Genomic DNA, 13,688 nt, shown 5'->3' on the forward strand with positions numbered 1-13,688 from the left:
ACCTATATTGGAGCCTTATGCCTTCAAAATTACCGTTTTTTAACTGGTCTTTAAAAAAGACTTTAAATGATGAAACTAACCATCTTTTAAGAGCCAAATACAAAATTATTTTTACTGTCTTTATCCTGTTTTCTTTAAAAGGCTTATTGGCATTTGGCAGCGCAGTTTACAACGGGCAGCATTTTCAGGCTGTTCGTGCATTAGCTTTTTTGGTGGTGTATGTTTTGGTTATCCAAGGCCTGCTCAACAAAAGACTCAGCTTGGCAAGTGTTGCACACGCGTTTATTGCAGGGAGCTTATTGTTGATTTATACCAATTTGTTCATGACGGCCAAATCGGTAAATATTGTAACCATACAGTTTATATTTACGCTTATTCTTTGCAGTTTTTATTTGCTAAACGCCAAATTCGGCATAATATATTCTGCTCTAGGCATTTTGCCTGTGATGGTTTCGTTGCTGGTAGGGTACAAATTCAGTATTTTTTCGGGTTTAAGTACTTTGTCTTCTCCGGGCTACGAGATGGTTTTGGTGCTTAACTTTATCACCATCATTTTTATCCCATATCTTTTTTATCAGGCATTTTGCGAAACTTTGGATGACAAAGAAAAGTTGAATATGGAGTTGCAGAGGGCAGTAGAGTCTGCAAATAAAGCAGTAAAGATGAAATCCGAATTTCTATCTACCATGTCGCACGAACTGCGCACCCCTTTAAACACGGTTATCGGCACCACAGATTTGTTGCTTTCAGAGGCTTATGCACCGCATCAAACAGACAACCTGAAAGATCTTAAGTTTTCTGCCAACTGTTTGCTTACCATCATTAACGATATTCTGGATTATAATAAACTCGATTCCTCAAAGCTTAACCTAGAATTTATTTATACCCACTTGCATCAGCTTTTACGTGAAGTAAGCTCGGGTTTGGCGCACCAATGCAAAGAAAAAGGGCTAAATTTCCATTTGACTATTGATGAGGACATCCAAGGTTACGAAGTGTTAACGGATCCCACCCGTATCACTCAAATTATGTACAACCTTATCGGGAACGCCATAAAATTTACCCCGCAGGGCGAGGTGAAAGTGAGTTTGTCTGTTTTAAGCAAAACAGATGATCGGCTGTATCTTCGTTTTTCTGTGGAAGATACCGGCATTGGCATTGATGATAGCCAAAGGGAAGCCATTTTTGAACCATTTAATCAGGCTTCTACCAGTATTACCCGCACATTTGGAGGCACCGGATTAGGGTTGTCAATAGTTCAACGTTTACTTTCGTTATTCGACAGTAAAATAAATCTGACCAGTAAATTAGGCCGTGGTTCTGTTTTCTATTTTGACATCAACTTTAGCTACAGAAACAGAGCTGCGGATGCAGAAACTGTTGTAGAAGTAGCGACGTTGAAAGATTTGAGCGATCTTAAAATTATGGTTGCAGAAGACAATATGATGAACCGTGTACTGGTTAAAAAGATATTTGCGAAATGGAATAACGACCCGGTTTTTGCCGAAGACGGGCAGGAAGCTATAGAAACAGCATCTTTTCAAAAATTCGACATTATATTAATGGATTTGCATATGCCGCGCGTAGACGGTTATACGGCTGCCAAAGCGATTAAGGCTGATGCAAATGCTTTGAATAGCGAAACCGCAATCGTGGCGTTTACGGCCTCTATTTCGCCACAAATTTTGGCCGAAGTGAGCGAGGCGGGAATGTGTGATTACATTTATAAACCTTTTAATGCCGAAGATATATACCGTAAGCTGCGAAACTTACGCCCTTTAAATTTTGAAGAAGAAGCTTAGATTTTTTCGCTCATCTTAGAAATCTCTGCCGAAAGCTTGGTGATCAGCTCCAGTTGCTCGGTAATCTGCGGATCGTTCTTTTTGTCTGATAAATGGATATGCAGTTTTGTGTTTGTGCCGGCCTCTATTTTAGCATCAATTTTCCCAACTGCTTCCTCTAAATAAAACCTGATTTTTCGTATCAATTTTAGCTGGTCCGAGTTGATGGTGGCCTCCGTTTCGGCGAAACTTGCAGAAAGGTTTGCCAAGTAAGATGACAGGATGTGGTTAAGTACCACAAATTTGTGTATCTCCTTAATACGGCGTTGTTTACTTTTTGGCTCTTGAAGCATCCGTTGAAAAGCACCGGAGAGGTTAGCAGTGTTTACATAAACGTTTTTCCGGGCTAACCGGTACTCGGTTACATTAACAGGCATCAAAGATTGCCTCAAAATAATGTGTTCAAAATAGTTGAGGTTTGCCTTTACCATCTGCGGTAAAAAGCTACGTAATTGCGCCGACTCCCAATCTGGAAATAAAATATAACTGGAAGCGATGGCTAAAAAAGAACCGATCAAGGTATCTACAATTCTTTCGCTGGCAATCATGGTAACGCTGCTTGCCGAGTTTAAAAACGTGAACAAAACGAGGATAAAAGGTGTCATAAAAATAACCCCCACCACGTATTTGATGCGGATAACACTGTAAGTTACCAGCATAAACAGCAACAAAATCACAAAACGCGCAGTTTCATCTGTCACAAACATCAAAATTATTGTGCCCAAAATACCACCTATCAGCGTGCCCACCACGCGTTCGTAATTTCTTTGCTTGGTACTGCTAAAACCGGGTTTCATAATCACCAAAATGGTCACCAAAATCCAGTAACTGTGGTGCCCCAAAGAAAACATCCGGCCAACGGTAAAACCTATTAAACAAACAATCGCCAGGCGCAAAGAGTACCTAAACACACCCGAGCTTAGGTTAAGGTTATTACGGAAAATCTTCCAGTCAAAGCTTTGATGGCTTACAAAACGCGAAAGCTCGCTAGGAGAGGTGCCACCTTTGGTTTCCACGGTTTCTTTACCAAAGTAGGTGAAAATATCAACCGTTTTTTGGTAAATGTTGCGCAGATTAATCAGTATTTTTTTAAGGATAAGTGTTGATGTGCCTTGCTGTTCTAAAACATCTAAACGGTTTTTTAAATCGTCTAAATCTTCGATGGAAACATGCTTTACAACCGGTTTTTGCTGATAGGTAAGGCAAAAACCTATGTATTCAATCTCGTCGGCAACTTTTTCTATGGTTTTTGCAAAGGCAGGTAATATGTATTTATCGGCAAACCGTTCGCGGATACCCTCATAATCGTTGTGCGTTGCCATGGTTTGCTCAAAAATATCTACCGTATCCACAAAAATCTGCACCATCAAACGCCCGGCATTGGTAGATTCGTTCATCAACTCGCGGGTTTTAAAAAGCGCATCGCGCACATTATCTTGCAGTTCGTTTACCTTAACCTGTTGCTTTACCAGGGCCTCAAAGTTTTCTTCAACAGTAACTTCGTTGCCATAAAAACGCGCCCGCAAACGCATGTATTTGCCCACTTCGCTAATACTCTCGCCCAAAGTTTGTTGCGCATAGCGATATGGGCGCAATGTAGAAAACAGCGTGCTGAGCAAATAGTACCAAATACCGCCACCTAAAATCAAAAACGAATGCTCAAAAGGTTTAAAAGACGATTTCCCCGGGATAATATCCAGCACCATAATTAACAAAGCGGCGGTGCCTACGGAGGCTGCGCGTGTGCCATACAGGTAAAACATGGCGTATAAAAAGCAGAGAAAAAATATCTCGACGGCAACAAAATACGGGTTGGTATTGATAGACACCGTAAGCAAAGCCGTGAAAAACACCAGCACATTGGTTGCCAACATTCCGTTTTTACGGTGTAGCCAAGGGCCCGGCGAATCGGCAATGCTGGCACAAAGCGCACCTAAAGATAGGGTTACGCCGATTTCCAAATGGTTAAATTGAAAAGCAATGAACGAGGGCAGAAGCACGCCCATTGTAACTTTAACGCCATCAGAAAAATACTGGGTGTACATGAAATTTCTAAAGTCATCAATGGGGTTACTCTTCATATCGGTAAATGTAATCCATTTCAAACAAACCCTAAGCCCAAAAGCATCAATATTAATTTAATAACTTTGCGCCCTAATATTTTGATTTTATTGTGATGAAATATTGCTTATAACTTCGGCATCTTTTATTGCAAAACCCTTTTATTAATGAAAAGTTTTAAAGAATTGGGCGTTGGTCCACAGTTTATACAGGCGCTAGAAGAAAACAATATCACGGCGCCAACCGAAATACAGGAAAAAGCAATTCCGTTTTTGATGACAGAAGAGCGCGATTTTATCGGTCAGGCGCAAACCGGTACCGGAAAAACCGCAGCTTACGGATTGCCCATGCTGCACAAAATAAATCCGGATGTAAAACAAATTCAAGCTTTGGTAATTAGCCCAACGCGCGAGTTAACGCAACAGATTAACAAGCAACTTTTCCGCTTTACCAAATACGCCGAAAAGAAAATTTTTACCGAAGCCGTATATGGCGGCGAAAAAATAGACGTGCAAATTGCGCGTTTACGTCGCCCCACGCATATTGTGGTTTCAACTCCGGGCAGGTTGATTGATTTATTGGAACGCAATGCCATTAATTTAGAACAGGTAAAAACCGTGGTTTTAGATGAAGCTGATGAAATGCTGAGCATGGGTTTTAAAGCCGATGTTGACAAAATTTTGGCTTATACCAACAGCAAGAAAAGCCGGACGTGGCTTTTCTCGGCAACTATCCCTAATGCATTAAAAGAAATTATAGATGAGTTTATGGATGACGATGCCGAACGTTTGGTGGTTTCTAACGAAAAAATTGTAGCCAAAGGTATTGCGCACCAATACGCCGTTGTTGATATTAACGATAAATTTGATGTTGCCGTGCGCTTTTTAAAAGCCCAAGGCGATAAGCGTGGCATCGTGTTTTGCCGCACCAAAGCTGGCGCGCAGGCTTTAGCCAAACAGCTTTATAGCAAAAATATACAGGCAGAAGCCATACACGGAGATTTAGGGCAGCGCGACCGCGACCGGGTGATGCGTTTATTTAAATCTAAACGGTTGCAGGTGCTGGTGGCTACAGATATTTCGGCACGCGGTATTGACGTTGATAATTTAGCATACGTTTTGCATTACCAATTGCCAGATCAGTTTGAGTATTATACACACCGGAGCGGACGCACTGCCAGAGCAGGAAAAAAAGGTTTTTCATTGGCTTTTGTTGCCCCATCTGAACTTGGAAAAATTGACGAGTTAGAAGAAGGCTTGCACATTTCTTTTGAAAAAGTGGATTTGCGCCAATAAATAAACGCATTTGAAAAAGTACAGAACGCTTTTTAAAGCTTATATTAACGATTATAAGATGGTGCCTCAATTTAGCACCATTTTTATTGCTTTGGCTTTCTTACTTGTTGGCGTTTTTTGCTTTTATGAGCTTACAGAAGAGTTGTCTGACAACAAGCTGGAGCTTTTTGATAATTTTATTATTGAGCATGTGGTATCTTGGCGCACGCCCTTGCATACCGAGTGGATGAAAAGCGTAACCTTAGTTGGCAATCTTATAGGCTATGTGCTTATCATCCCTATACTTACTATTTTCTTTATTATCCGCAAAAACTGGCGTTTATCTATAGAAATTACATTGGTTTTGCTGTTATCCTCGGGCTTAAATGTTGTTTTAAAAAACATCATCGGCAGAGAACGGCCACCGGAAATTGGCCGTTTGGTAGAAGCACAATTTTACAGTTTCCCTAGCGGGCACGCCATGAGCGCCATTACTTTTTACGGCTTTATCATCTACCTGAGCGCAATTTTAATCAAAAAAGCTTGGTTAAAAACGTTGATAATTGTGCTGTGTTTGGTGATGACGGTATTGATTGGCTTTAGCCGGATTTATTTGGGTGTTCATTTTCCGTCCGATATCTTGGCCGGATACTTAGCGGGTTTTGCTTGGCTGATGTTTTGTGTTTTAGTGCTAAACCTTATCACGCTCAGTAAATTAAAGCTGGAAGAAACGCAACATCCGTAGCTAATTCCAATTTATCCTAAATTTTGCTAAATTTGCATAAATCCGACCGCACGTTTACACCCGGTTTTCATAACAACATTTTGGTAAAAGCTCGATAAGCGATGCCGTTTCTGTTAATGCCGGTTTTGTTTTAGGGTACGATGTGGATTTAAAGCATACTAATAAATCATTAATGGGTAGATCACAAGAGACATTTAGCAAAAAAGAAAAAGAGAAAAAACGTTTACAGAAGAGACAAGAGAAACAGCAAAAACGCGAAGAGCGCAAAGAAAATTCTGCAGGTGGCGGTTTAGAAAACATGCTGGCCTACGTAGATGAATTTGGCAATATTACCGATACACCACCAGATCCAACACGTAAAAAAAGTGTAATAGATGCCAGCAGCATTGAAATTGCCATCCCTAAACAAGCAGAAGAAGACCTTAGCTTGCCTAAAAAAGGAAAGATTGATTTCTTTAACGAATCTAAAGGTTACGGTTTCATCCGCGAAGACGGTACACAAGAGAAATATTTTGTGCATGTAAACGGGCTTACCGAAGAGGTTAGGGAAGGAGACAAAGTAACTTTTGAGCTAGAAAAAGGCTTGAAAGGTTTAAATGCGGTAAACGTAAAGAGGGTATAATTGTTTAAAACGGCATTACGGGATAAAAGTAATGCCGTTTTTATCGTATCCTAAAAGCAGGCAGAAATTCTTTTTGCCAGGGTGTTTACTCACAAACACAAATCCATCTTGGCTTTCGCTAAACGGCACCCGACCAGTTATAATCGATATCAATTGGCTATCTGCAACAACATCGGCTTACGCCAGTTTTTCAATTTCTCGGGATTCAGAAACGCTTTATACTGCACTTGACCATTTAATAAAGCGAACTACAGCCGGCAAAGTCATGGAAAAAGGCCCGATATTTAAGATTAAGCCCAATGCTTTGAGTATGTTATTTCAGCCAAACCTATAGTTTGTTACCGAAATAGTTGCTATAAAGCCGTCTCAATATTTATTAAAAAAACTACCAATATTTGTCTTATAAAAAGCAAGCCACTGCCGGCAAAGTCGTGGAAAAAGGCCCGATACTTAAGATTAAGCCCAATGCTTTGAGTATGTTATTTCAGCCAAGCCAAACCTATAGTTTGTTACCGAAATAGTTGCTATAAAGCCGTCTCAATATTTATTAAAAAACCCACCAATATTTGTCTTATAATTGATATTATGTTAAGTAACACTGAGCTGAACTCTGTCTTCGCCTTTTCCGGTACTTCCTAATGCAGTCCATATCTTCACCAATTACCGCAAGCACTACAACTCTCTAATCAGCTTGTGAAATAACTGCATCGCCTGCTTTTTGCTATCTGTCAATCGGTAATCAATTTTGTGCATCAGGTAATCCACCAGATCAAAATCTTTGCGCATCTCTAAATTTTCGAAAATCTTCAACCGGCTATCTAAACCAAATTTTAAGGCTTCGTTCAGTTGGCTTACAAATTCTGGATCTATCACTTTATTGCTCACCCAGGCCGCAAAAACAAACTCTAAACCGGTGAACTTTTGCCATTCGGCTGCCAAATCGTACACGTAAGGATATTTGTCCACTTTGCCAAAAGTACGGTCGCCTATTTGTACAAAAGCCGTTTTCGGGTGTGGCGAACGTCCGTATTCTTTAGCCTTGTAAACCAGCTCGGGCTGTACTTTCCAAAAGTTTTTTAGAAGCACCAAAGCCAAGTTGTTTGACGATTTGGATTGTGGATCCAGTTGCAGATATTTCACTTCGTGTATTGGACAATTGCTGAACACGAAAACAGAGTTTACCGCTCCACTTGCGCCTATGCAATAATCGGAAATAACATGCGCCTCCGGCAAATTCAATATGGCCGCTACGGGGATTAAACCAATGTCGACCACGTTTTCTTGCAATTTATCTGCGCAGGTTGCGGGCACATCTAAACTTAAATCTATTGAATTTTTTATGCTATGATGTTGTAAACCGTATATAAACGGGATGGTATTGGTGTAGCTCACCGCCGAAATTTTCACCATAAGTTATTGAAGATGTGCAGTGCTGTTAAAAGTTTCGATCATGAAAAGATCCCGTTCATAATCGTAATCTAAAATGTAAAGAGACGTATTTTGGTGCGGAAAATCTTCCATTTGGTCAAAAGGTTTTTTCATTAATCCGCAAAGCAGCAACCGTAACGCGCGCCCGTGCATACACACCAAAACAGTTTTTTCATCCCGGTGCGATAAAATATGTGCAATAGCCTCCATCTGGCGGATATGCACTTCATTGGGGCTCTCCCCTCCTTCCGCTTTGTTATCGTATTGTCCTTTGTTCCAAGACTCAACCAAAGCTATAAAACTGGCGTCTAGCTCTGGCGAATGTTTTTTCCCCTCGTAATTGCCCCAGGCTATTTCATCTAAACCAGGAAGTTGCTCCCAAGCAATCCCTTTTTCGATAAACTTCGCTACGGTTTGGTGGGTTCTTTTTAAGGCCGACGTATAAATTTTATCAAAAGGAACGTTTTTATAACGCTGATAAAAGGCCTCGGCCTGCGCCCTGCCGGTATCATTTAAATCGGCATCAACGCCCCTGCCTTGTACTACCTTGTTTTTGTTAAGTTCTGTTTCGCCGTGGCGTATAATGTATAATCTTTTTATTGTTGGCTCGCTCATTAATTATTTACTACGGGTAATGCATAATATTTCGGTTTCGGCTCATCATCAAACGCTACATTGGTATAATCTGTGATTACATTGTAAAGCGTATCTCGTTCAATTGGCTCGCGTCCAACGGCTTTAATTAGTTTTACTAAATCTTTAGTACTCATAGCTGGATGCTGTTCTTCTGCCCCGGCCATGCTGTAAATTTTGGTGGTATCGTCTAAAGTTCCGTCAATATCATCAACTCCAAAGTTAAGTGAAAGCTGAGCGGTATTTCGGCTAATCATTGCCCAGTAGGCTTTAATATGATCGAAATTATCCAGATAAATGCGTGAAATAGCGTAATTACGAAGGTCTTCTATCACGGAGGATTCTGGCACATGTGCCATTTGGTTCTCCTTATTTCTGAATTTTAGCGGGATAAACGTTTGGAAACCGCCAGTTTTATCCTGCAAAGCACGCAATTGCTCCAGATGGTCTATCCGGTGTTTATAGTTTTCGATATGGCCGTACAACATGGTGGCATTTGAGCGCATACCCAGTTTATGCCACTCTTCATGTATTTGTAGCCACTGCTCGCCGGTACATTTATCTTTGGCAATTTGGTTGCGTATTTCGGGATCAAATATCTCTGCTCCGCCACCCGGCATCGAATCTAAACCCGCATTCTTCATCAGCTGCATACCGGTGGCATAGTCAATTTTTGCTTTCTTAAATATGTAATGGTATTCTACCGGTGTTAAGGCTTTTACGTGCAATTCTGGGCGATGCGCTTTTATAGATGCAAACAAATTGGTGTAAAATTCAAGATTATATTGCGGCAACACCCCTCCTACTATATGTGCTTCTGTTACAGGCTGGTTATCGTAAGATTTTACAATGTTAAGCATCTCATCCATAGTGTATTCCCAGCCATCACTTCTATCTTTGATTAAAACAGAATACGAGCAAAATTTGCAGTCGTAAACGCATAAATTGGTTGGCTCGATATGGAAATTACGGTTGAAATAGGTTTTGTTCCCGTGGCGTTTTTCGCGCATATAATTTGCTAAAACACCTACATAAGCCAACTCCCCTTCTTCAAATAAAAATACACCTTCCTCAAAGCTTATTCTTTCTTCGTTCAAAACTTTTTCGGCTATTTGGCGGTGTTTTTTGCTTAGTCTGCTATCAGCTAATAATGTATGGATTTGGTGGGTCGAATTCATCTTGCTAGAATTTGGTCAAAAATAGCAAAAATGCCCCGCTAATTCGGTTTGATTAATGTAAAACAGCGGAGAAAATGTTAATTTGGCGCGAAACAGCCTATCGGCGGATGAAGCTACATCTTAGCTGAAATCGTATTTTTTTACCCGCCGAGCTTTTAAATAACCCATAAAATGAAAATCGAAACTTTAGCCATCCATGCCGGAAATAAAACGGATGAAAAAACCGGCGCCGTTGTACAACCAATAACACTTTCAACTACTTTTTTACGAGGGCACGACGGCGGTTACCCGGGCGGTTATATGTATTCAAGGGCTGAAAATCCTAACCGAGAGGCTTTAGAAAATGTATTGGCCAAATTAGAAGGCGGTGCCGATGCTTGTGCTTTTTCCTCTGGAAACGCGGCGGGGATGTCGGTTTTCCAAGCCATGGAACCGGGTAGCCACATTATTTGTCCTGATGATATGTACCACGGCCTCAGAAACCAGCTTAAACTGCTTTTTAAAGGTATTTTAACTTTCGATTTTATCGATTTTACCCACTTAGAGAACATCCTAAACTGCTTCAAAAAAGAAACTAAACTGATTTGGGCCGAGTCGCCATCAAACCCGGCCATGAAACTTTGTGATATCGCAGGCATTGCGCATTTAGCACGCGAACATGATATTACTTTTGCAGTGGACAATACTTTTGCTACACCGCTTTGCCAGCAACCTTTGGCTTTGGGCGCCGATTTGGTTATGCACTCGACCACTAAATTCATTAACGGCCATAGCGACGTTTCTGGCGGTGCTTTAATTACCAAAGAAAAAAACGAATTGTGGGAGAAAATCCGCACGGTACAAGGCTTTGGCGGTGCTGTGCCCGCTCCGTTCGACTGCTATTTAATCACGCGTGGCATTAAAACTTTGCCTTACCGTATGCGCGGCCACGTGCAAAATGCCACTGCTTTAGCAAATTACCTAGAGAAGCATCCGGGTGTAGAAGCCGTTTATTATCCGGGCTTAGCATCGCATCCGCAACATGAACTGGCAAAAAAACAGATGATCAGTTTTGGTGGGATGCTTTCATTTTTGGTAAAGGGTGGCGAAGAAAAAGCACATGCGCTAGTAAATAGCTTAAAGATTTTTACGCAAGCAACAAGCTTGGGCGGTGTAGAAAGTTTAATAGAACACCGTTATTCTGTTGAAGGTCCCGATACGCAGACTCCAAAGAACTTGTTGCGCGTTTCTGTGGGTTTAGAGCATATTGATGATTTAATTGCGGATTTGGAAGCGGCTCTTTGAGGAATAAGGAGTAAGGAATAAGGAGTAAGGAATAAGGAGAAAAGAATAAACGGCTAAAGGCTTTGATGAAACAGATTTGGTTTCGGCTAAAGCCTTTTTTAAATAACAAACGCCGGAACGCCGGATTGAAATCCGGCGGCGCTATTGATGGTATGGCTCTCTGGTTTTTAGCTATTCAATTTGTCGTTTATACGCGTGGATTGGGGTTTTTGTGAAATGATTGTCCATCGTTAACAATAAACGCCGGATTGAAATCCGGCGCTATTGATGGGAACATTATTGTTCGCTATGTCAATTAAAACAATCGATGGATTGTAGTTTTTACGAAGCATTTTATAAAGCATCATTCACTACCCAATACTCAATACTCAATACTCCCTGTTCTAAAAACTATTTACCATGCTGTTATGCAAGGTTTTTGGGCTCCAGTAGCCGCTGGCAATAATACGGCGGATGGTATATAAAGGCTCTTTTTCATCGCGTTTTTGCGCCAGTGCATACGCTGATCTGAAACCTCTCTTTTTAAGTTCGGGGATACCTTTTGAATTCCACAAACCGAAAGGGTAAGCAAAATCGACGATTTTTTTACCGGTAATAGCCTCTAAAGTAGCCGTCGGCTTCTCAATCTGGGTTACCCAATCATCACCGCTAAATTTTTTAAAGTTTTGATGGTCATAAGTGTGGCTCCCAATGGCGTTCCCACGGTCGGATAAATCTTTGATATCCTCTTTGCTCATGTAATGCACTTTGCCTTTTTTGCCGATAGAAACCGTCATGATAAAATAAACGCCTTTAAATCCGTACTGATCTAGCACTTTAGCACCAACGCTATATTGATCGTAATCGGTATCGTCAAAAGTTAACATTACGGGCTTTGGCGGCAGAGGATCGCCGTAAGCCAAATAGTTGTAAAGCTGATCTGGCTGAATGCTGTTGTAACCGCTATCCGCCAGCATTTTTATTTGCGCTTTAAACGTGGCTACCGGGATAATATAATCTCTAGCGCTTTTAGAGTCTTTCTCGCGCCAATCTCTAATTTGATGGTAACACAAAACCGGAACCTGTTTGCGCGCTAAAATAGTAGCTGCATCAGCAATTTTACGGTTTTTATGGTCAGCCGCTGCAGTGGTTTCATTCTCGCTTGTGTTTGTTGCTGTGGTTTGTACACTGTCAGCTCCCGCCGCCGCAGCTGAATCTGCAGATTGGTTTGTTTTTGACGATGAGGAGTTGCAAGCGCTTGCATAAATAAGGGACAATGCGCAGATTCCAAGAAATATTTTTTTCATTTATTGAACGTTGTTTATTATTTGTTGGCTATTCCAGTTTTTACTTTTTTATTCTCGCTTTTTAATTTTCACTTTTTAATTTAAAAGCTACCTAATCTGCCCATCGCCTTTAACCACCCATTTCTCGGTAACTAGTTTTTCTAACGCAAACGGTCCGCGGGCATGAAGTTTTTGCGTAGAAATGCCAATCTCGGCACCTAAGCCAAATACGCCGCCGTCAGTAAATCGCGTAGAAGCGTTGGCATATACCGCCGCTGCATCCACTTGGTTTAAAAAATCTTCAATCTTCTCCTCATTTTGGCTCACAATAGCTTCCGAATGTTTAGACGAATATTTTTGGATGTGCTGTAAGGCCTCTTTGGTGTTTCCGACCACTTTTACAGAGCATTTCATCGATAAAAACTCGCGACCGAAATCTTCGGCTTCTGCGACCTTTAACAAAGGATATTTTAAATCTTTTAATATCGCGTAAGCTTTCTCATCTGCAAAAACTTCTACCTTATCTTGGGCAAGTAAGGGCGCAATTAAAGCTAAAGCATCACTTGCGATTTCTTCATCTAACAAAATAGTATCTAATGCGTTACATACAGATGGACGGCTAACTTTTGCATTCCAAACAATTTTTGCCGCTTTTTCTAAATCTGCACTTTTCTCTACATAAGTGTGGCAAACACCTGCACCGGTTTCAATTACCGGTACCTTAGCATTTTGGCGCACAAAATCAATCAGTTCCTGCGAGCCGCGCGGAATCAAAATATCCACATATTTATCTGCGGTAAGCAACTCTTCTACATGTTTGCGGTCCACCGGCAACAGCTGCACAATGTTTGGGTTTAAATGATACGCGCGCAAAACATCGCGAATAATATGCACCAAACAAAGGTTTGTGGCATCGGCATCAGAGCCGCCACGTAACAAACAGGCATTGCCCGAGCGGATGCACAGCGTAGCCACATCAATGGTTACGTTAGGGCGCGATTCGTATATCACACCCACCACACCAAGGGCGACGGTTTTTTTCTGTATCAACAAACCGTTCTCCATTTTCTGTGTAGATAGCACTTTACCTGTTGGATCCTCTAGCTGGGCCACATCGCGCGTGCTTTGTGCCAAAGCCGCAATACGTTCTTTGTTGAGCAATAAGCGGTCTTTCTTCGGGTTGGCATTGTCCATCCGGTTTAAATCCTTCAGGTTTTCTGCAATAATCTCGGCCTCGTTGGCCAACAATTCATCAGCAATGGCATTTAACACCAATGCTTTTTTAGTTGCCGAAAGGCTACGGATGCTTACACTGGCTTCCGACGCGTTAATTAGTAAGTCTTTTATATCTTTCATA

Annotated in this window: 11 protein-coding genes; 5 read left to right on the forward strand and 6 right to left on the reverse strand. The window is 41.2% G+C overall.

Annotated elements, in window-relative coordinates; genetic code table 11:
• The first annotated feature begins 17 nt into the window (after positions 1-17).
• A complete protein-coding gene (locus tag BCY91_RS13060) occupies positions 18-1,802 on the forward strand; it encodes an ATP-binding protein (RefSeq protein ID WP_120182488.1) in 1,785 nt (594 codons plus the stop codon).
• On the opposite strand, the gene BCY91_RS13065 is transcribed toward BCY91_RS13060, so the two are convergent.
• On the reverse strand, positions 1,799-3,922 hold the full coding sequence (locus BCY91_RS13065; RefSeq protein WP_120182489.1) for an FUSC family protein: 2,124 nt from the start codon (positions 3,920-3,922) through the stop codon (positions 1,799-1,801). The two genes, BCY91_RS13060 and BCY91_RS13065, sit on opposite strands and share 4 nt — an antisense overlap.
• A gap of 147 nt (positions 3,923-4,069) precedes the next feature.
• On the opposite strand from BCY91_RS13065, the gene BCY91_RS13070 reads away from it, so the two are divergent.
• From BCY91_RS13070 to BCY91_RS13080, 3 genes are all read left to right on the forward strand, one after another.
• Positions 4,070-5,197 carry a DEAD/DEAH box helicase gene (locus BCY91_RS13070; RefSeq protein ID WP_120182490.1) on the forward strand — a complete coding sequence of 376 codons (1,128 nt, stop codon included), beginning with the start codon at positions 4,070-4,072 and terminating at the stop codon, positions 5,195-5,197.
• Between the two features lie 10 nt (positions 5,198-5,207).
• Positions 5,208-5,921: a phosphatase PAP2 family protein gene (locus BCY91_RS13075; protein ID WP_120182491.1), complete on the forward strand. Its 714-nt coding sequence runs from the start codon at positions 5,208-5,210 to the stop codon at positions 5,919-5,921.
• Between the two features lie 172 nt (positions 5,922-6,093).
• Positions 6,094-6,543 carry a cold-shock protein gene (locus BCY91_RS13080; RefSeq protein ID WP_120182492.1) on the forward strand — a complete coding sequence of 150 codons (450 nt, stop codon included), beginning with the start codon at positions 6,094-6,096 and terminating at the stop codon, positions 6,541-6,543.
• Positions 6,544-7,215: 672 nt separating this feature from the next.
• Here the strand turns inward: BCY91_RS13080 and BCY91_RS13090 are convergent.
• From BCY91_RS13090 to mqnE, 3 genes are read right to left on the reverse strand one after another with little or no spacing between them, the layout of a single operon-like run.
• A complete protein-coding gene (locus BCY91_RS13090) occupies positions 7,216-7,953 on the reverse strand; it encodes a menaquinone biosynthetic enzyme MqnA/MqnD family protein (RefSeq protein ID WP_120182494.1) in 738 nt (245 codons plus the stop codon).
• A gap of 3 nt (positions 7,954-7,956) precedes the next feature.
• The gene (locus tag BCY91_RS13095) at positions 7,957-8,586 is read right to left on the reverse strand and encodes a histidine phosphatase family protein (protein WP_120182495.1); all 630 of its coding nucleotides are present in this window, start codon (positions 8,584-8,586) and stop codon (positions 7,957-7,959) included.
• A complete protein-coding gene (gene mqnE, locus BCY91_RS13100; RefSeq protein WP_120182496.1) occupies positions 8,586-9,782 on the reverse strand; it encodes an aminofutalosine synthase MqnE in 1,197 nt (398 codons plus the stop codon). The genes BCY91_RS13095 and mqnE overlap by 1 nt, the downstream gene beginning before the upstream one ends.
• A gap of 171 nt (positions 9,783-9,953) precedes the next feature.
• Between mqnE and BCY91_RS13105 the strand changes: the two genes are divergently transcribed.
• Positions 9,954-11,066: a trans-sulfuration enzyme family protein gene (locus BCY91_RS13105; protein ID WP_120182497.1), complete on the forward strand. Its 1,113-nt coding sequence runs from the start codon at positions 9,954-9,956 to the stop codon at positions 11,064-11,066.
• A 383-nt stretch (positions 11,067-11,449) separates the two neighbouring features.
• Here the strand turns inward: BCY91_RS13105 and BCY91_RS13110 are convergent, their stop codons facing one another.
• Together BCY91_RS13110 and BCY91_RS13115 are read right to left on the reverse strand one after the other, a co-directional pair.
• Positions 11,450-12,352, reverse strand: coding sequence for a polysaccharide deacetylase family protein (locus tag BCY91_RS13110; RefSeq protein WP_120182498.1), 903 nt, complete (start codon positions 12,350-12,352; stop codon positions 11,450-11,452).
• Positions 12,353-12,439: 87 nt separating this feature from the next.
• On the reverse strand, positions 12,440-13,687 hold the full coding sequence (locus BCY91_RS13115) for a glutamate-5-semialdehyde dehydrogenase (RefSeq protein ID WP_120182499.1): 1,248 nt from the start codon (positions 13,685-13,687) through the stop codon (positions 12,440-12,442).
• Position 13,688 lies beyond the last annotated feature (1 nt).

It is taken from the genome of Pelobium manganitolerans (genome assembly GCF_003609575.1).
Taxonomy (GTDB): Bacteria; Bacteroidota; Bacteroidia; order Sphingobacteriales; family Sphingobacteriaceae; genus Pseudopedobacter; species Pseudopedobacter manganitolerans.